The sequence below is a fragment of the Deinococcus puniceus genome, assembly GCF_001644565.1.
Classification (GTDB): Bacteria; Deinococcota; Deinococci; order Deinococcales; family Deinococcaceae; genus Deinococcus; species Deinococcus puniceus.
Genome location: NZ_CP011387.1, coordinates 302849 through 319878, shown reverse-complemented (window position 1 = coordinate 319878; position 17030 = coordinate 302849). Strand labels below are relative to the sequence as shown.

19 protein-coding genes, 3 tRNA genes and 1 pseudogene are annotated in these 17030 nt (G+C 62.8%); 11 read left to right on the top strand and 12 right to left on the bottom strand.

Annotated features, from left to right (window positions below; genetic code table 11):
* The first annotated feature begins 55 nt into the window (after positions 1–55).
* From SU48_RS01555 to SU48_RS14020, 3 genes are all read left to right on the top strand, one after another.
* Entirely contained in the window at positions 56–1021 is a 966-nt protein-coding gene (locus SU48_RS01555) for a leucine-rich repeat domain-containing protein (protein ID WP_082869597.1), read from the top strand.
* Between the two features lie 215 nt (positions 1022–1236).
* Positions 1237–1641 carry an Imm1 family immunity protein gene (locus SU48_RS01550; protein WP_064013707.1) on the top strand — a complete coding sequence of 135 codons (405 nt, stop codon included), beginning with the start codon at positions 1237–1239 and terminating at the stop codon, positions 1639–1641.
* A gap of 139 nt (positions 1642–1780) precedes the next feature.
* Complete coding sequence (locus SU48_RS14020) at positions 1781–2257, top strand: hypothetical protein (RefSeq protein WP_157451038.1); 477 nt, start codon at positions 1781–1783, stop codon at positions 2255–2257.
* Here SU48_RS14020 and SU48_RS13820 read toward each other — a convergent pair.
* The 4 genes and pseudogenes from SU48_RS13820 to xseB form a co-directional block, all read right to left on the bottom strand.
* Positions 2254–3054, bottom strand: a pseudogene (locus SU48_RS13820) (IS5 family transposase). The gene SU48_RS14020 and the pseudogene SU48_RS13820 sit on opposite strands and share 4 nt — an antisense overlap.
* Before the next feature lie 415 nt (positions 3055–3469).
* Positions 3470–3545: transfer RNA gene (locus SU48_RS01540), tRNA-Lys, on the bottom strand.
* Positions 3546–3782: 237 nt separating this feature from the next.
* Positions 3783–4445 (bottom strand): lysophospholipid acyltransferase family protein, encoded by a 663-nt coding sequence (locus tag SU48_RS01535; RefSeq protein ID WP_064015776.1) that lies wholly within the window; start codon positions 4443–4445, stop codon positions 3783–3785.
* An 82-nt stretch (positions 4446–4527) separates the two neighbouring features.
* Entirely contained in the window at positions 4528–4785 is a 258-nt protein-coding gene (gene xseB, locus SU48_RS01530; protein WP_064013706.1) for an exodeoxyribonuclease VII small subunit, read from the bottom strand.
* 40 nt (positions 4786–4825) lie between these two features.
* On the opposite strand from xseB, the gene SU48_RS01525 reads away from it, so the two are divergent.
* Together SU48_RS01525 and SU48_RS01520 are read left to right on the top strand one after the other, a co-directional pair.
* Positions 4826–5515: a flavin reductase family protein gene (locus SU48_RS01525; protein WP_064013705.1), complete on the top strand. Its 690-nt coding sequence runs from the start codon at positions 4826–4828 to the stop codon at positions 5513–5515.
* A gap of 244 nt (positions 5516–5759) precedes the next feature.
* Positions 5760–6698 (top strand): pseudouridine-5'-phosphate glycosidase, encoded by a 939-nt coding sequence (locus SU48_RS01520; protein WP_064013704.1) that lies wholly within the window; start codon positions 5760–5762, stop codon positions 6696–6698.
* 44 nt (positions 6699–6742) lie between these two features.
* Here the strand turns inward: SU48_RS01520 and SU48_RS01515 are convergent, their stop codons facing one another.
* The 3 genes from SU48_RS01515 to SU48_RS01505 form a co-directional block, all read right to left on the bottom strand.
* Positions 6743–7747, bottom strand: coding sequence for a hypothetical protein (locus tag SU48_RS01515; protein WP_064013703.1), 1005 nt, complete (start codon positions 7745–7747; stop codon positions 6743–6745).
* Between the two features lie 40 nt (positions 7748–7787).
* Complete coding sequence (locus tag SU48_RS01510; RefSeq protein WP_231881654.1) at positions 7788–8570, bottom strand: AIM24 family protein; 783 nt, start codon at positions 8568–8570, stop codon at positions 7788–7790.
* A gap of 92 nt (positions 8571–8662) precedes the next feature.
* Positions 8663–8739, bottom strand: a tRNA-Pro gene (locus tag SU48_RS01505).
* A 132-nt stretch (positions 8740–8871) separates the two neighbouring features.
* Here SU48_RS01505 and SU48_RS01500 point away from each other — a divergent pair.
* On the top strand, positions 8872–10122 hold the full coding sequence (locus tag SU48_RS01500; protein WP_197474664.1) for an aminopeptidase: 1251 nt from the start codon (positions 8872–8874) through the stop codon (positions 10120–10122).
* 90 nt (positions 10123–10212) lie between these two features.
* On the opposite strand, the gene SU48_RS01495 is transcribed toward SU48_RS01500, so the two are convergent.
* From SU48_RS01495 to SU48_RS01485, 3 genes are all read right to left on the bottom strand, one after another.
* The gene (locus tag SU48_RS01495; protein WP_064013702.1) at positions 10213–11109 is read right to left on the bottom strand and encodes an ROK family protein; all 897 of its coding nucleotides are present in this window, start codon (positions 11107–11109) and stop codon (positions 10213–10215) included.
* 115 nt (positions 11110–11224) lie between these two features.
* Positions 11225–11521 carry a hypothetical protein gene (locus SU48_RS01490; RefSeq protein ID WP_064013701.1) on the bottom strand — a complete coding sequence of 99 codons (297 nt, stop codon included), beginning with the start codon at positions 11519–11521 and terminating at the stop codon, positions 11225–11227.
* The gene (locus tag SU48_RS01485; RefSeq protein ID WP_082869596.1) at positions 11518–12024 is read right to left on the bottom strand and encodes an acyl-CoA thioesterase; all 507 of its coding nucleotides are present in this window, start codon (positions 12022–12024) and stop codon (positions 11518–11520) included. The genes SU48_RS01490 and SU48_RS01485 overlap by 4 nt, the downstream gene beginning before the upstream one ends.
* 215 nt (positions 12025–12239) lie before the next feature.
* On the opposite strand from SU48_RS01485, the gene SU48_RS14340 reads away from it, so the two are divergent.
* Positions 12240–12827, top strand: a complete 588-nt coding sequence (locus tag SU48_RS14340; protein ID WP_231881653.1) for a hypothetical protein — start codon at positions 12240–12242, stop codon at positions 12825–12827.
* A gap of 127 nt (positions 12828–12954) precedes the next feature.
* Positions 12955–13275 (top strand): divalent-cation tolerance protein CutA, encoded by a 321-nt coding sequence (gene cutA / locus SU48_RS01475; RefSeq protein WP_064013700.1) that lies wholly within the window; start codon positions 12955–12957, stop codon positions 13273–13275.
* An 88-nt stretch (positions 13276–13363) separates the two neighbouring features.
* Here the strand turns inward: cutA and SU48_RS01470 are convergent.
* Together SU48_RS01470 and SU48_RS01465 are read right to left on the bottom strand one after the other, a co-directional pair.
* Positions 13364–13439: transfer RNA gene (locus tag SU48_RS01470), tRNA-Trp, on the bottom strand.
* Between the two features lie 117 nt (positions 13440–13556).
* A complete protein-coding gene (locus SU48_RS01465) occupies positions 13557–13778 on the bottom strand; it encodes a hypothetical protein (RefSeq protein WP_064013699.1) in 222 nt (73 codons plus the stop codon).
* A 149-nt stretch (positions 13779–13927) separates the two neighbouring features.
* Here SU48_RS01465 and SU48_RS01460 point away from each other — a divergent pair, with 149 nt between their 5' ends.
* The 3 genes from SU48_RS01460 to ygfZ all read left to right on the top strand — a co-directional run bounded on the left by SU48_RS01460 (position 13928) and on the right by ygfZ (position 16714).
* Positions 13928–14503 (top strand): precorrin-2 dehydrogenase/sirohydrochlorin ferrochelatase family protein, encoded by a 576-nt coding sequence (locus SU48_RS01460; protein ID WP_082869595.1) that lies wholly within the window; start codon positions 13928–13930, stop codon positions 14501–14503.
* A complete protein-coding gene (gene hemA / locus SU48_RS01455) occupies positions 14500–15618 on the top strand; it encodes a glutamyl-tRNA reductase (protein ID WP_064013697.1) in 1119 nt (372 codons plus the stop codon). Before SU48_RS01460 ends, hemA begins: the two co-directional genes overlap by 4 nt.
* A gap of 214 nt (positions 15619–15832) precedes the next feature.
* A complete protein-coding gene (gene ygfZ / locus SU48_RS01450; RefSeq protein ID WP_064013696.1) occupies positions 15833–16714 on the top strand; it encodes a CAF17-like 4Fe-4S cluster assembly/insertion protein YgfZ in 882 nt (293 codons plus the stop codon).
* Positions 16715–17030: the final 316 nt, after the last annotated feature.

Here is a 17030-nt window from a genome sequence, read left to right as displayed (position 1 = left end):
CGAGTCCATCCACAACTTCGGTTCTGCGTTAGCCTGTTGACCGGTACAGTAACGCATGACGACCAACCTTCCCAGTAGTTACACGGCGAGTGCGTTGCTCCACCAGCACACGCTCCATGAGCGAGGCGATGAACTGCTCTTAGCTCTGGCGACTCATGCAGGCTTCGTCACCGATCACATTAATCTGAATAGCTCGAACCTCAGCACGCTGCCAGACACGCTGCGTCGCTGTGTTGACGCCCATGTCTTCAGCGTCTACGACAACCAGTTGCGTGACGTTCCTGAGTGGCTGTGGACCTTCACCCACCTCCATACCCTGAACCTCTCGGCCAACGCCTTCGAGCATCTTCCAGATGCGCTCGGAAAACTGACTGCGCTCGGCATGCTCGACCTCGGCCACAATCAACTGACGCACATCCCTGACATTTTTGAGACTGTTCCTGACTTGGAATTCTTGTACCTCAGCAACAACCGCCTCACACAGCTTCCAGCCTCCATGCGAGTCTTGAAAAAGCTTCACTACCTCAACGTCACGGATAATGCTTTCTCCTCATTGCCGGACTGGATCGGTCAGTTGCACGGGCTGCAAGAGCTTCGCGCTTACAACAACCGGCTCACGACCCTGCCCGAAAGTATTGCCTCACTGACTGATCTTCGTGAGCTGCATGTGATGCAGAACCAACTCCACCACCTGCCTTCTACGCTCGGGCACTGCTCGCAATTAGAAAAGTTGATGGTGCAAGGCAATCACTTAACTCAGCTTCCCGAGACCCTAGGAGGATTGGGTCAGCTCACAGAGCTTGACCTGCGCTTCAATGCCTTGACAGAGCTCCCGGAGTCGGTAGCGCACCTGACGTCGTTGCGCTTCCTCGACTTACGGGCGAATGCGTTATCGACGCTGCCGGAAGGACTCGCACACCTGCCCATGTTGGAGAAGCTTGACGTCCGTTGGAATCGGTTGACGGAACTGCCGAAAGCTTTCAATACGCTCCGGGAACGCGGTTGTCTCGTGTATACCTAATCCAGTCATGGTGCCAGTTGCTGGAGAGACCTTTGGTTGATGCTGGCGGCTTTAGACCGTCCATACTGTCAGAATCCGTGTTTAAGTAGTGCTAGGACGTGTCGGCCAAGATTATGGTGGCGGGAGCACGTGCCAAAAGCCCTCGAAAGTGCCCTGCGTTTTGCCCAACCTGTGCGCCAGCAGGCCAACAGCTCGCGAGAAGCTATGCTGATGTGGTGTTGACACGTCCTGTTGGCGTCTCTTGGGAAGATCACCACCAAGTCGCACACACCTGTTCCGAACTGAACAGGCTGCTCGACACCGCCACTCGTGAAGCAGAATTATTTGAAATCCCTGTTGCTGTGGAACTCGTGGTGGAAGCATCTTCGACTGTTTTCATGCTAACGGTGGGCGGGGAGCGCAGCATGTTGACCTACGCCGTTGGGGTGCAACCGCACTTTACGAACCATTACCTGCTGAACGGCAATGCTCTTGAGCCGCTGTTTGCCTTCCTGTATCACGGTAGCTATTCGGAAGTGGACGATCACCGCACGGTGCCGATGGCCGCGGCACGCCAAGCCGCCCTGTGGTACGCAGTTCAAGGCGAGCTTCCTCCTAAGCTCCCTTGGCACATTGTTTGACAGTCACGCACGGCTGCCAGTTGTGCATGGGCGGAAGCGAGGACGACGAAGCCGACCCCACGGAGGGCAAACTAGGGCTCGTAGACGAAGGGGCGTAGCGAGAGGGAGCACATTTTTTAAAGCGATAAGCTAAGCCAGAATGTCGAATGACCTGAACCCAGTCATGACGCTTGAAAATCTTCGCATCCACCTCCTAGCTACACGCGATCAGGGCCGCACAAAAATGGCTGAAGAGGATGTGCGGGCACCTTCATGGGCGGCAGGCGACGTTGTCGCACGACTTCTGGCCAAACGACTGGAGACAGAAGGGGTAATCCGGGCTCAAGTGTGGCGGGAAGCCATGTTCAGTCCTGGCGGAGATAATGTTCGCACCCTGTGGTTTCTCTTGATATGGCGAAGTGGGGAAAGCCTTGAAGTGTGTCTGCCAGATCATCCTCAGATGGAAATCATGGTAGGACCTCCCGAAGATGCCAAGTCACCCAGCGGGCTTAACCTCTGTATTGCATTGGAAGGTTCAGAGAACCAAGCTTGGGGCAGCCTGCGCTTGTGGGGGGCAGAACTTCTCCCTGATCCTTTTCAGGAAGATCAGAACTGGCGCGTCGCTTCATCTTGTTAGAGCCAAAGCAGAATGGCCGCCAACCACAGCCAGCTCAGATAGCTTGTGGCTCGTTTGTCGTGACGCGTGGCAATTCGCCGAAAGCTTTTGAGACGGTTCACCAGTCGTTCTCCCCTGTTGCGTTCCTTGTAGATCATGGCATCGAAACAGAGATCAGGCCCTTGGTCTTTGCGGCTGGGAATCGTAATTCCAATGCCACGGCCGTGCAAATACTTTCAAATGGTGGGGTAGCTGTACCTTTTGTCACCCACCAGCCGATCAGGACGAATCTGGGGACGCCCGCGCCCGGCACGGACAACAGCGCCGGTCTCCAACAGCGTTGCTAAGAACGTCGACTCGTGCCGTTCTCTACCACTCAGCAGGAAAGCCATGGGCTTTCCGTGTCCTTCCGCACGGAGATGGATCTTGGTACTGAAGCCACCTCGTGATCATCCCAATGCTTCCTCTTCTTGTCCACCACTTGCTCCCGCAGCATATTGATGTACTCGGATGACCGTGCCATCGCCAAAGTGCATCGACCAGTCGAGCTGACCTTTTAGATCAGCTTCTCGTTGCAATGCTGCACAGATCTGCTGCCAAAGGCCTTTGGCGGTCCAGCGACGGAATCGGCTGGCAATGGTCGTCCACTTGCCGAACCGCTCTGGGACGTCGCGCCACGGCGCATCTGTTCTGAGCACCCAGAGGATGCCACTGACGATGGGACGGTGCTCCACAGAGGGACGTCCCAGACCGAGCAGGGGTGGCAGGAGGGGTGCCAATCGTTCCCACTGTTCATTTGTGATTTCTTCGCGCCACAGCACGAAAAGATACTCTCACTCCCTTAAAGTTCAACCCTTAGCCTTCGGGCCCTAATGCTTTCAGTTCGCTAGGGGTCAGTCTGAAATGCGGCCACCAGGAGAGTGCGCTTAAAACCTTCCCTGATTACCTATTGAGGGAGCGCGATTTCATTCAGACAAGGTTCATTTCAACTGGATTCATCTGGTCTCTGAGGTTGAACAGATGTACATTGCTGGATAGAGCGGCACACGGGGAAAATGCGCCCTGGACGTTGAATACGATTATTGTGTACATGGTGTATGTGTCCGCAGAGATTGTGCAGTGCTTCTGTGGCACAACACAGCCAATCTTTCCCATGATGTGGCACTGGTGTGGCACATCGATGTATTCACTCGACTGGATAAGCAAAAAACCCGCACTAGGCGGGCTTATCGGTGGTGGATCGTGTAGGAATCGAACCTACAACCCGCTGATTAAGAGTCAGCTGCTCTGCCAATTGAGCTAACGATCCAAAAGAGAACTGTCTGGGCACAGACAGGGCGAAAGGGAGTATAAGGACTCCCCTCTGCCCTGTCAAGACGGCGTACCCAGCGTCGACTCTCCTTGGGCAGGGTGCGCTCCAGCACGGCGGCGCTGAGGCCGGGGCCCCCGGACAGGTTGCCTTGATCAGCAGGGCCGACGATGCAGGAGTCGAGCGGAAGCCGGAGAACAGGCTCGTGGAATAGGCACAGCGCCCCTCCACCGCTCTCTAAACCTTCTCCCCCACCGGCTGAGCCAACTCTGCCAGCCTTTCGCCCACTTCTACAGTGAGCGCTTTGATGCCCCCGCGCGGTGGCAACGGCGGGCCAAAACGCACGATCCAACGCCGCCCGACCCGGCTGATCCCGACGGGCAGAATCGGGGCGCGGCCTTTGGCGGCAATCAGGGCCACGCCGCCATGCAGCTCTCCGCCGCCGCGTGTGCCTTCGGGGAAAATACCCACTGTTCCGCCCGCCGCCAGAATGCGCAGGCTGGTTCGCACGGCTTTCACGTCGCTGATATTTCGGTCTACCGGATAGCTGCCGCCTGCCGTGATCAGTGGCCCGGTAATGGGGCCGAACAGTTCTTTTTTCGCCATGAACTGCATATAGCGCCCCGGCGGCAGGGCGCGTGCGATCAGGAATGGGTCGAGGCCAGAGCGGTGATTGGCCGCCACCACCAGCGGCGTTCCCGGCGGCGGCACATGCTCGCGCCCATGCACTTCTAGGCGCATACCGCTGAGCAGCACGGGCAGGTAAGTGATGTCCACGACAAAGCGGTACACGCGCGGATTGACCACCGGGGCCAATTCCGATTCTTTGGGCTTGGGGGCCGGGGAGGCAGGAGTGGGCGCAGCATGGGCGCGGTCAGCACCCAAGTTCTCAGCGCCCATCGGGGAGGGGGGGGCGGCGTCACTCATACGGGCAGCATACCCGCGCCGGGCGGTTTCGTCTTCCCCACTTTCCAGCCCGCTTTCAATACGGGTCATCCGTGGCGTCGTCCGCGTCGTCCTGCTCCGCATCTGCTCCGGCAACCTCCGCGCCCCAGCTTCCAGCCAGCACCGCCCGCACCGCCTCTATGCGCTCATGGCAAGCGGCGTAGGCGGCTTTGGCTTCCTCCAACAGCGGCAACACGCGGTCTAAGTCGGCCTCGCCCGATTCCAGTTCGGCGGCAATCCGCGACAATTTCGCGTAGGCGTCGCGGTAGGCCAGCGGGGAAGAAACGTCAGGCATAGGCCAGATTCTAGCGCCGCAGCAGGTTAGGCTGAAATCTATGTCACAAAGCTCCACGCCCCCAGACTTCGCAGACCCAAACTTCACGCCCAAAGACTTTACACACTTCGACCTGACTGCCTTGCCCGCCGCCGCCTGCTACAAGCTGGTCACGGGCGTCGTGGTGCCGCGCCCGATTGCGTGGGTCAGCACGTTGGGCGAGGGCGGGCATGTGAATCTCGCGCCGTATTCCTTTTTTGGCCTGATGGGGTCAGACCCGCCTGTGGTGGCCTTCGCCCCCGGTGACCGCGCAGACGGCGTGCCCAAAGACACGGCGCTGAACATCGGCTCTGGCGGCGAATTTACGGTGAATCTGGTGTCGGCGGAGTTGGCCGCCACCATGAACGCCACCGCCACCGACTTTCCGCACGGCGTTGGCGAGGCCCAGACGCTGAATGTGGCCCTCGCAGACGGCGTGAAAGTGCGCGTGCCAAGGGTGGCCGCCAGTCCCGCCGCGCTGGAATGCCGCGAAGTGCAGACCATTTTGATTGGCCGCACCCGAATTATTCTGGGCGTGGTACTGGGTGTGAGCCTCCGCAGCGACGCCGTGCAGGACGCCGAACGCCACTATGTAAACACCAATGCCCTAGACCTTATAGGGCGCATGGGCGGGCGCGGCAGCTACGCCCTGACGCGGGAAACGTTCGTGCTAGACCGGGTGAGTTACGCTGAGTGGGAGAAACGGCAGTAAGAACGTGGTGGGTGGATCGTGGGAAAAGCGCGGGTGGGCGTAAGCGGCACAGTTTTTGGCTTCAAGCTTTGGCAACAAAGCTAGAGATTCATTTCACATCTCCACGATCCACGATCCACGATCCACGATCCACGATCCACGATCCACGATCCACGATCCACGATCCACGATCCACGATCCACGATCCACGATCCACGATCCACGATCCACGATCCACGATCCACGATCCCTCTACACTTCCTCCATGAACATCGCCCCCACCCGAACCACCCACCCCCTGCTCGATCTTCTCCCCGAAGTGGCCGAAGCCTTGGCCGCCGGAAAAGCTGTGGTGGCGCTGGAAAGTACCATCATCAGTCACGGGATGCCGTACCCGCGCAACGTGGAAATGGCACGCGGCGTGGAAGACCTGATCCGGGCGGAGGGAGCCGTGCCCGCCACCATTGCCGTACTGGGGGGCCGCCTGAAAGTGGGCCTGACGCCGGATGAACTGGAACTGCTGGCGACAGATAAAAACGTGCAGAAAATCAGCACCCGTGACCTGCCCGTGACGGTGGCGTTGGGCGGGCATGGGGCCACCACCGTCGCGTCTACCATGCGAATCGCGGCGCTGGCGGGCATCCGGGTGTTTGCGACGGGCGGCACAGGCGGCGTTCACCGGGGCGGCACGCAAACGCTGGACGTGAGCGCCGATCTGATGGAACTGGCCCGCACCGACGTGTGCGTGGTCAGCGCGGGTGTGAAGAGCATTCTGGATATCGGCCTGACGCTGGAATATCTAGAAACGCAGGGCGTCCCGGCCATCACGCTGGGCAGCGAAGAATTCCCGGCGTTCTATTCGCGCTCCAGCGGGTTCCGCTCGCCCCTGTCAGTGAAGACGGAGGAGGAAGCCGCCCGCGTGCTGCACGCCAAATGGAGTTTAGGCATAGGCGGGGGCGTGCTGCTGGCAAATCCGGTTCCCGCAGACGCCGAGATTCCTGCCGCCGACATCACCCCGCACATAGAGCAGGCATTGGCCGACATGGACGCGCTGGGGCTGACGGGCAAAGACACCACACCGTATCTGCTGGGCCGCATCGTGGAAATTACCGGGGGTCGCAGTCTGGACACGAATATTGCGCTGGTACGCCACAACGCGGCAGTAGCGGCGCGGGTGGCGCGGGCTTATGCGGCGCTGGGCTGAGGCGGAACGCAACAGCGTCTGACACAGAACCAGACTTGCAAAGCTCAGCGCACAGAGGTCAAGGTCAGCACACTGCTTCCGCCGAGTTGCAGCGAAAAATTGGCTTCTCCAGCGTCCTGCCCTTCTGGAGCGGTCAATTTGCCCTTTACCTCGGCGGCGTAGCTTTCGGTGCGGGTGGCACTCACGGGCAGGCCGTCCCGTGTCACGCGCAGTTCTCCGGTCAGGGTGTAGCTGCTGAGGGTGGTGGTCAGGTTGGCACTCTGCCCGGTCACGATTTGCTGGCCCTGCACGATCCGGGCGGCGCGGCTGAAGACCAGTAGCCCGCCCTGCACGCCCTCGAAGCGGAGTTGCTGCTCCACGCTGATGGCCTGCGTTTCGCGGTTGCCGGTGCCCAAACCTGCCAGCGGATTATTGGGCTTCAGCGTTTTGGTGCGCGTGAACACTGTGCCGGGTGTCAGGGGTTTGCCCAGAATCCCGAACGCCGCCGGATCGAAATTGGCGATCAGATCGGCGTGCAGGGCGGCCAGCAACGTATTCAGATTGCCCAGAATACCCGCCAACGGGTCGGCGTTTTCGGGCGATTCGTCGGGCTGAAAGGCCAGAGTGGCGCTCGCTCCCAGCGTCCTCACCGAACGCAGCGTGAGCGGCTCTTGCCCCTCATCGGTCAGAATGGACGTGTACAGCAGCTTGCCGGGCGTGCCCGCAGCGGGCAGCACCTTCACGAATTGCTTGAACGGCTGCACGGTCTCACCCGAACGCGATTTCAGCGCGGCCAAAAACTGCGCCTGTGCATCCTGGGCCTCGGCTTCCGGCACGCCCGTCAGCACAAAATCGCCGCCTGTGAACGTGACCCGCGTGACCTCATTGCCCCGGTATTCGCGCACCGTGCCGACTGGGGCGGTGAGGGTGAGAGACGTTGGCGCGGGAGTAGTCGGGGCAGAACTGGAAACGGGCGGTATGGCGGGAACGCTGCTCTGGGCCAAGGCTGCGACAAATGGGGCCGGGACAAGCAGGAGGGCCACGGACAGAGGCAACAGGAAACGGCGCATGGGCCAAGCCTAGCGCCTGCCTGTTGGGACTGGGTGCTGTTTAGGCCAAGCTGCCTGCGCTGATGTGCGTCGGCGTCAGGAACACTTGCCCCGGCCCCTGCAACGTGTACACGAAGCCTTCTCCGCTTCGGGCGGCGTTACGGAGGCCCTTCACGAGTGCGCCCAACTGCGGGTTCATGGTGCCCGTGTACATCAGCATCATGTCGCCGTCGACGGTCACGGTTTCGCCCGCCTGCACGTCCAATACTTCCACTTCATGCACACTGACCGGGCACTCGATCACAAACAGGCCTTCGCCGTCCAGCCGGGGCTGCATCAGGCCGTTGCCGCTCACGGCTCCCTGCACCTTTTTGTGCGTGTGGGTGCTGAGCTTCAGAGATCCCTGCGCGGCGTAGTAGGCGCGGTCATCGATGAGCATGCTGTCTTGGCCTTCCATGGTGGCAAAAATAAAATGCTTATGCGTCGGCTCCGTCCAGACCTCGCCCGTGCCGCTGACCCGCGTGCCAAAGGCCGATTCGCCGCTGCCTGCACCGCGCACCGCCCGGCTGAGGAACCCGCCTTGCTGCTGCTGCACTACGCTAAAGCTCAGGCGGCCCTGTGCATAGGACAGGATGCCCGGTTCCAGCGTCACACTGTCGTTGTTCAGCGTGAATTTGACCTGCCGCTGCCCCGTGTCGGCATAGATTTCGCGGAAATGCGGTTCAGGACTCTGCACGAGTTGGTCGGTGACGCGGCAAATGGCGTACAGCTCGGCCTTCAGCCCCCCGTAACTCTCCTCACTGATCTTGACGCGGTAGCTCACGCCGCCAAGATAACGCAGCAAGAGAGTGTAGGGAAGCTGATATGCGGGAGCTGATGGAGAGCAGGGACGCCAAAACAAGCCCGCCCTGAAATCAATTCAGAGCGGGCTTCTGCTGGTCGAGGCGACAAGATTTGAACTTGCGACCCCTACCACCCCAAGGTAGTGCGCTACCAGGCTGCGCTACGCCTCGCTGCCAGCCACAGGAATATAGACGCTATCGGCGGTGCGGTCAAGTGTGGCCCGCCAATGGGGGTATCTGGGCGCTGGCGTTTGCTGCCCACCCGCCTACCTGCAACGCGCCCAGCACGCTATCTTGCACCCCATGACTCCTGCAAACAGCACCCTGACCTTTGAACAGAAGTTGCAGAACTATGCCCAGCTGGCCGTTCGTGTGGGCTTAGGCCTCCGCCCCGGCCAGCGCGTGTTGGTGCAGGCTCCGGTGGACACTGCGCCGCTGGCCCGCCTGTTGGTACGCGAGGCCTATGCGGCGGGCGCGAGCTTCGTCGACGTGCGCTGGGACGATGACGACGTGGTACTGGCCCGCTTCGAATTGGCCCCGGAAGGCACATTCGAGACCCTCAGCCAGTGGCGCGTGAATGCCGAAACGGAAGTGGCCGAGGCAGGCGGCGCGGTCATTGCGATTCGGGCAGCCAATCCGGGGTTGCTGGCGGGTGTGGACGCGGCCCGCGTGACGGCTCATGCACGGGCGTTGGCCGCCTACCGCAAGCCCTACACGGCGCAGGTCATGACCAACCGCCTGAACTGGAACCTGATCAGTGCCCCGGTGGCAGGCTGGGCACAGGTGATGTTCCCCGACGCGAGTGCCGAAGAAGCCATTGCTCAGCAGTGGGACGCCATTTTTGCGGCCACCCGTGCCGATCAGCCTGACCCGGTCTCTCTCTGGCAAACGCATCTGGCCGACCTGAAGCGCCGCCGCGACACCCTGACGGCCAAGCAGTACCACGCCCTGCATTTCAAGAGTGGCGAAACCGACCTCACGGTGGGCCTCGCAGACAGCCACATCTGGGGCGGCGGCTCGGCAGACACCCCCGGCGGCATCACCTTTACCGCGAACATTCCCACCGAAGAAGTCTGGACAGCGCCGCACCGCAACCGGGTAGACGGGGTGGTGGTCAGCACCAAACCGCTGTCTTACAACGGCGTGCTGGTCGACGGCATCCGCATTCGCTTCGAGGGCGGGCGCGTGGTAGAAGCCACCGCCACGCAGGGCCAAGACGCCCTGACCCAGATGATCGCCACCGACGAGGGCAGCCACCGCCTCGGAGAAGTCGCGCTGGTGCCGCATTCCAGCCCGATCAGCCGTTCGGGACTGTTTTTCTTCAACACCCTGTACGACGAGAACGCTGCCTCGCACATCGCCATCGGCACGGCCTACCGCTTCAACGTGGCGGGCGGCGTGGACATGAGCTTGGAGGAGTTCAACGCGGCAGGTGGCAACGACAGCCTCGTACACGTAGACTGGATGATCGGCAGCCCGGACATGGATGTGGACGGCCTGAGTGCGTCGGGCGAGCGGGAAGCCGTGATGAGAAACGGCGAATTCGTGATCTGAGCGCGGCCTTCAACAGTGGGATGAAGAGAGGGGGCCTGCAAACGAGTTTTCGTTACAGGCCCCCTCTCTTCTCACTCACCCCCCACAGCTTTACCCGTGACGCGCCGCCAACGCTGCCCCGATGACTCCGGCATCTGGCCCCAGTTGGGCGCGGCGAATGGTCACGGGGGCGAATCCGGCGGCGTACTCGTCGGCGGCCCGCTGCACGCCCTGAAAGAAATAGTCTCCGACGCTGGCGACGCCGCCGCCCACTACGAACACTTCCGGGTCTATGGTTTTTTGCAGATCGGCCAGCGCAATCCCGATGTGCCGCAGCGCCTGAGCAATGATGCGGCGGGCGGCGGGGTGGCCCTGCTCGGCCAGCGTAAAGGCCTCGGCGGTAGACACGTCGCGGTTCAGGGCGTAACTGGCGTCGCGGGCAATGGCGGTGCCGCTGGCGACGGCTTCCAGCGCCCCGTCCAGACCCGCGCCGCTGACCGGGCCGCCGGGCCGCGCCGTGATGTGCCCGATCTCGCCCGCGATGCCGTGCCGCCCGCGCCAGATGCGGCCATTCAGGACGATGCCTGCGCCGATGCCCGTGCTGACGGTCACGTAGATGCTGCTTTCGGTGCCCCGCGCCGCGCCCATGTGGGCTTCCGCGAGGGCGGCGGCTTTGGCGTCGTTTTCCAAGATAATGCGCTGGCCGAGGCGGTCTCGCAGGCCGTCTACCATCGGCACATCGGTAAAGCCGTAGATGTTGGGCGCGAACTTGACGCGGGTGCGGTCAGCGTTGAGCGGGCCGGGAATGCCTACGCCGACCAAGCGGGCGTCGGGATGCGCCGTCTGCAAGTCCTGTACTTGGGTGGCAATGGCGTCCAACACGGCTTCCCAGCCTGTTTCGGGGGTAGGCTGGACATGGCGGCTCAGGAGTTGATCGCCGCGCAGCACGCCCGTCGCAATTTTGGTGCCGCCGACATCTACGCCGATACTGACTTGTTCTGTGGTCATGGTGGTGCCTCCGGAAGACTGGGAATTGGGAAGGGGAAAAGCTGAGGAAGATCGGTCAGCACTCTCTATAAGTCAGCACTGTAACCCGGCTTTCCAACACGGATGAACGCCCCGTCTATGCCTGCCCGTCTTCCGTTGCGCCGTCGTCCTCGCCCGCGCCCAACAAATACAACGCCTCTTCCAGCATCACTTCGGGCACGTACAGGCCCACGTCACCCTGATACCCACCCGTTTCGATTTCGATGACCGGGCTGACCATCGCCCACTGAAACGGCGTGCGAATCACGCTGACCACGCCGCCGTCCGACAGGGTGCGCCGCCAGCCCTCAGCCAACAGGCGGGGCAGGGTGTCCAGCCGCACCCACACGTCGCCCTGATACAGCACGCGGTCTTCGTAGCTGGCAGCGGTCATGGCTGAATCTCCGGGGACTGAGTCTGTGCGGGGAAAGCCAGCAACTTGCCCAATTGTTCGCGCAGCACGGCGGGCAAGGGCGTAGGCTTCAGCGCCGCGTCTACGCGCACCTGTACCGTGCGGGCGTAGGTGCAGGGCACGCCGTCGGCGGTCACGCGGGACAGCAGCGTCCACGACGTATTCCCCAGCCGTTCCACCAGCGTTTCTACGAAGACCTCTTGCCCCAGCCGGATTTCGCGCTGGTAGTCCAGTTCCAGCCGGGCGATCACCGAGCGGTCTTCGTCGTCGGGCACGCCCAGATCACGCATCAGCAGAATGCGCGAGGTTTCCAAGTACTGCACGTACACAGCGTTGTTGAGGTGGCCCATCGTGTCTATGTCGCCGTAGCGCATCTGGATTCCGGCCCGGTGTGCCCGCGCCCACTCGGGAGCCGCGCCACTGGGCTGCAAAAAGGGATCACCGCGCCCGGTCTGGCTGTGCTGCATCGTCTGTTCCGCTGTCATGCCTCCCAGTCTGACAGGCGGCCCGCGTATTAGAGCAGTTCTCCGAATTACGCCACCGAAAAAAGAGACTTTCGGTGGCTCCATTCTGCGTCCTGCTGGGTAAAATTCACTCGCTTCGCTCGGTCATTATTATGACAAATGCTTTAGGGCTTGTACCCAGTGGGGCCAGCGCCGGAATGGGCAACTGAGCTGAGCAACGGGGATGAGCAAAAGGCATGAGCCGCACAAGCTCTGCCGCTGGTTCTCACCGCTGTCTCACGGCTGTTGCTTCCCGCTGTTTCTCACTGCTGGCACGCTATGCTGGCGGGCAAGATATGGACGCCGCACCGCCCCCTTCCCCACCCGCGCCTGCACCTCAACAGGCCGTGCCGGAACGAGTGGCCGCCTCCACGCTGCCCGGCGACGAAAGCACGCCACAGGAGCAGGACTCTGGTGCTGTTCCGCCGCCGCGCCGCCGCACACTGGCGTCCCGCTGGCGCACTTGGCGACGCCTGCCCATCACCCTGATGCTGACGAGTTTGCTGGCGGGCCTCGGTATTGTGCAGCTCAGCTTCCAGTTGGGCCTGATGACCTACCGCTCGATCACTTGGACGCAGGAGACCAGGGCCGCCCAGACCCGCGTGCAGGGGCTGGAACGGGACGTACAGGTGCTGCAAGACGCCGAACGTGCAGCCAATGATCCCGTCTATTTGGAGCAGTTGGCCCGCTGTCAGGGCTTCGTGGGGGCCAAGGAAACTGTGGTGGTTTCTCCTACCGCACCCAGCACGCCCAGCGAAAACTGCAACGCCCGCCGACTGCCCTAAGCCAGTCTGGTCTGCATTCAGGCTGGCCTGATTCAGTTGGCCCAGACGCCAATCGCGTGAGAAAAATCACAGGCCGGTGCATTTCCTCACTGCCTGACCCTGTGCTGGGGCGTATGCTGGCCCGCGTATGTCACTTGTCGTTCTGGTTACCGTTCCCCCCGAACGCGCACATGAACTGGCCCGCACTCTGGTTGACGAGCGCCTTGCTGGGTGCGTTAACGTGGTGGGCGGCCTTCATAGCGTGTACCGCTGGCAGGGCGACGTGGTTGAAGACCCCGAAGCCCTGCTGATGATCAAAACCACCGGGGAGAGGTACCCCGAACTTGAGGCCCGGATCAAGTCGCTGCATCCCTACGAAGTGCCGGAAATCATCGCGCTTCCCTTTGACCGTGCCCTGCCCGAATTTCAGTTGTGGCTGAGAGACGCGCTGGAGCCGACGCGGGGCTAAGCCGCGACAGGGAAGCAGTACAACAAACGGAAGTCCCCGCCCTCAGCGTTAGCTCTGGGCGGGGACTTCCGTTGAACAACTGCTGTGATGGCGGGCCCTGCAGGACTTGAACCTACGACCCTCGGTTTTGGAGACCGATGCTCTACCAACTGAGCTAAGAACCCATCCAGCGTGCCGTTGCTCCCACAGGGGCGCAAACAGGCCCACGCAGAGTACCAGAGAGAGGCCGGACGTGCAAGGGTAGAGGCGCGGAATCGGCTGGGCCGATTGGCTTACCGCCCTTACAGCACACCGCCGCCCAGCATCAGACGCAGCGCACCGAGCGCGGCCACCACAGCACTCAGGGTGACGGCTCCTCGGTCACGGCTCAGCGCACCGAAGATCAGGCCCAAGACGGCGGGCGGCAGCACGAACAGCCAGTTCAGCCAGCCGAAAAAGGGAAGCAGGCCCAGCAAGAGGCCCAAGGCGGCCAGAACGCCGAAGATCAAAGACAGAACTCTCATGCACTCCAGTACGCGGGAGTGGGGGGAAAGGTTGCTGGCGGGGTACGGCAGACGGTCTCCAAATGCTGTCCCCGTCGGCTATTTTACGGCGCAGGCTGACCGCTCGGTAGGGGACGCCTGACCCGGCCACAGGCGCTATTCTGCACAGCGTGAGTGTGCTGCTGCCTGTGTTCCTAGAGTTGCGTGGAGAATCTGCTTTGGTGGTGGGTGGCGGCGCGGTGGCCCTGCGCCGGGCGGCGACGTTGCTGGACGCGGGCCTGAGCGTGATGGTGGTTGCGCCCGAGTTGCACCCTAATTTTGCCCAAATGAGCGTGCAGACCGCGCAACGTGACTACCGTAGGGGCGACGTTGCAGGCCAGCGAATCGTAGTGGCCGCCACCGACAACCCTGTCGTGAACGACGCGGTTGCCGCCGACGCGCGGGCCGCAGGCGCACTGGTCAACCACGCGGGTCACGCGGGGCAGGGTTCGCTGAGGTTCGCGGCCACCACCACGCGGGCGGGCGTGCAGGTAGCGGTGTCTAGCGGGCGCGAATTGCCCATGCTGACGCAGGCCCTGACCGAACGAATCGCAGAAGTGCTGCCCACACAGGCACAGTTGGACGGCTGGACGGCGCGGCGGGAAGAAGCCGTGACGCTGGAGCCGGACGCCAAAGCGGCGGCCTTGGCCGAGTTGCGGGCCGATATTCGGGCTGGCGTGGGCCTGCACGGGCGGGGAGCCGCATGACGCTGGCCTGCCCCACCGCCCGCGCCTTCTTGGCCCAGCCACACGCGCCGCACCCCACGCCGCTGGATTTTGCCGTGGTAGGCCTGAACCACCAGACCGCGCCCATAGAAGTGCGTGAGCGGGCGGCGGTGCGGGCCTCGGAGGAAGAGGCCATTCTGAGCCACCTCTCGCTTCATGCCCGCGAAGTGATGTTGCTGGCGACCTGCAACCGCACTGAGGTGTATCTGGCAGGCGTGCTGGGCGACCCGGTGGCCGCCTTCGAGGGCGCTTGGGGACACGCGCTGGCTTCCCATTTGTACGTGTACCGCGGTGAAGAAGCGGTGGCCCACCTGTACCGGGTGGCGGCGGGGCTGGACAGCTTGGTGATCGGAGAAACGCAGATTCAGGGGCAGGTGAAACGGGCATGGCAGGCCGCCCACGCGCAGGGCCTCGCCGGAACGCTGATGAACAAAGTGGCGCAGGGCGCTTTGGCCGCAGGCAAGCGCGTTCGTACCGATACGGGCCTGTCTGACCGGGTGGTGAGCGTATCGAGCGCCGCAGTAGAACTGGCCGAAGCCACGCTGGGCGACCTGACCCACCGCACCGCCCTGATTTTGGGTGCAGGTGAAACCGCCGAACTGACCCTGACGCACCTGCGGGCCGCCGGAGTGAAAGACGTGATCGTAGTCAACCGCACCGCCGAACGCGCCCGCGCCTTGGCCGAGCGGGTGGGGGGCCGTGCCTGTGCCGCCGAATACCTGCACGAAGTTTTGCCCGAAGCCGATGTGGTCATCGCTTCCAGCGGTGCGCCCCATTACATCCTGCACGGCAGCGGCGTGCGCGAAGCGTTGCAAGACCGGGCGGGCCGCCCCATGCTCCTCATCGACATCAGCGTGCCGCGCATCTTGGCCCCCGATATTGCCGACGTGCCGGGCGCACACTTGAGCAACCTCGACGACCTGACAGAAGTGGTGAACCGCAACCTAGAAGGCCGCCGCGCCGCCCTGCCCCATGCCGACGCCCTGCTGCGCGAGGCCAGCGCCGACTTGTACCGCTGGCACCTGACGCGGGAAGCGCAACGGGAATTGGCGGGGCGGCAACGGGCGGGGCGGGAGTTGGCTGTGGCGAGTGACTGAGCAGGCGGGTCTAAGGGTCTAAAAGTCTAGGGTCTGAGGGCGTGCAGCGTTGGGTTTGCTCCCTCTCCCTTGACTGGGACAGCCCGAAGGGAGGGGGGAGGGTTGGGGACTCGCAGAGCTGCGCCAGCAGAGGGGGTGAATGAGCGAAGCAATTGCCCTTCCCACTGACCACTCGCCACTATCCAATTCCCCTTTTTGCCCTACCCTGACTCCCATGTGGACTAAGATTCCTTCTGGCGGGCTGCGGATTACTGGGGCAGACCGGGTCGATTTTGTGCAGGGCCAGATGACCGGTGACCTGCGCGGCGCACCCACGCCGGGGCTGGTGGCCTGCGCCTTTCTGAATGTGCGCGGCCAAATCGAAACCTTTGCGCGGGCCTACCGCCGCACCGACGATGTGTACTTGCATGTAGACGCAGGCGAGGCTGAAGCGTTGGCCGCCCGCTTAGGGCGCTACATCATCTTCGATCAGGTGGAGGTGAAGGACGTGTCGGACGACTTGCGCTGCGTGCATGTGTGGCCGGGGGCCAGTGTGGCGGGCTGGAACGCTGACGGCCCAGACGTGCAGACCTTTGAACTGGGCGGCGGCGTGGTGCTTGTGGGCCGCGTGAACCGCACAGGCGCGGCGGGTCTGGATTTGCACTACCTCACCCGGCACGAGTCGGCAGTACTGGCCGCGCTGGACGGCGAGGAAACCCCGCTGGCTGGATTGGACGTCGCCCGCATCGCCGCAGGCATTCCCGACATCGCCCGTGACGGCTTTGTGGGCACGCTGCCGCAAGAAGTGGGGCTGGATGTGGGCGGCCCGCTGCCTGCCATCAGCTACCGCAAAGGCTGCTATGTGGGCCAAGAAATTATGGCGAGGCTGGAAGCTCGCGGCAACACGCGCTACCACTTGGCAAGATTAGAAGGCGAAAGCTTGCCACGCGGCGCAGACATCCTGCACGGCGGCAAGGTGGTGGGGCAAACGGGCCTGAATGCAGGCGGCTTGAGCTTGGCGCGGCTGCGGAAGGAAGTGGGAGACGGCGCAGAAGTCGAAGTGGGCGGCCTACCCGCAACCGTTCACCCGCTCAGCCCTGTGCCGCACACGACCTGATGCTAAAGACTCTGGCCCAAGACCTCAGCAGCGGGCACGGGGCCGACTTGCTGCGGGCCGCCCGCCGCGCCTATGCCTTGGCGTTTGCGGTGTTGGCCGCGCCGGGGCTGCCGCTGGGGGCCGTGTATCTGTTGACTCGCCCCACACCCACCCCACCCGCCGGAATCGTGGGCCTCGTGGTGGTGGCGCTGGCACTGGCCTGTGCCGCCCTGTATCTGGCCCGCCGCGCCGCCCGCGATCCCCTGTTGCCCCCGCGCCGCACGGCCCTCAGCGCCGCCATGCAGGCCGGAACTGCGCCCGCCGTTCCGTTCCTGAT

Bases quoted from the DNA above. Each gene is read 5' to 3' on its own strand.
- SU48_RS14020 (WP_157451038.1), top strand. From the start codon at position 1,781: ATGTCGAATGACCTGAACCCAGTCATGACGCTTGAAAATCTTCGCATC.
- SU48_RS14340 (WP_231881653.1), top strand. From the start codon at position 12,240: ATGAGCCGCACAAGCTCTGCCGCTGGTTCTCACCGCTGTCTCACGGCT.
- SU48_RS01515 (WP_064013703.1), bottom strand. From the start codon at position 7,747: ATGCGCCGTTTCCTGTTGCCTCTGTCCGTGGCCCTCCTGCTTGTCCCG.
- xseB (WP_064013706.1), bottom strand. From the start codon at position 4,785: ATGCCTGACGTTTCTTCCCCGCTGGCCTACCGCGACGCCTACGCGAAA.
- SU48_RS01485 (WP_082869596.1), bottom strand. From the start codon at position 12,024: ATGACAGCGGAACAGACGATGCAGCACAGCCAGACCGGGCGCGGTGAT.
- ygfZ (WP_064013696.1), top strand. From the start codon at position 15,833: ATGTGGACTAAGATTCCTTCTGGCGGGCTGCGGATTACTGGGGCAGAC.
- cutA (WP_064013700.1), top strand. From the start codon at position 12,955: ATGTCACTTGTCGTTCTGGTTACCGTTCCCCCCGAACGCGCACATGAA.
- SU48_RS01465 (WP_064013699.1), bottom strand. From the start codon at position 13,778: ATGAGAGTTCTGTCTTTGATCTTCGGCGTTCTGGCCGCCTTGGGCCTC.
- SU48_RS01520 (WP_064013704.1), top strand. From the start codon at position 5,760: ATGAACATCGCCCCCACCCGAACCACCCACCCCCTGCTCGATCTTCTC.
- SU48_RS01490 (WP_064013701.1), bottom strand. From the start codon at position 11,521: ATGACCGCTGCCAGCTACGAAGACCGCGTGCTGTATCAGGGCGACGTG.
- SU48_RS01495 (WP_064013702.1), bottom strand. From the start codon at position 11,109: ATGACCACAGAACAAGTCAGTATCGGCGTAGATGTCGGCGGCACCAAA.
- SU48_RS01500 (WP_197474664.1), top strand. From the start codon at position 8,872: ATGACTCCTGCAAACAGCACCCTGACCTTTGAACAGAAGTTGCAGAAC.
- SU48_RS01535 (WP_064015776.1), bottom strand. From the start codon at position 4,445: ATGGGCGCTGAGAACTTGGGTGCTGACCGCGCCCATGCTGCGCCCACT.
- SU48_RS01555 (WP_082869597.1), top strand. From the start codon at position 56: ATGACGACCAACCTTCCCAGTAGTTACACGGCGAGTGCGTTGCTCCAC.
- hemA (WP_064013697.1), top strand. From the start codon at position 14,500: ATGACGCTGGCCTGCCCCACCGCCCGCGCCTTCTTGGCCCAGCCACAC.
- SU48_RS01525 (WP_064013705.1), top strand. From the start codon at position 4,826: ATGTCACAAAGCTCCACGCCCCCAGACTTCGCAGACCCAAACTTCACG.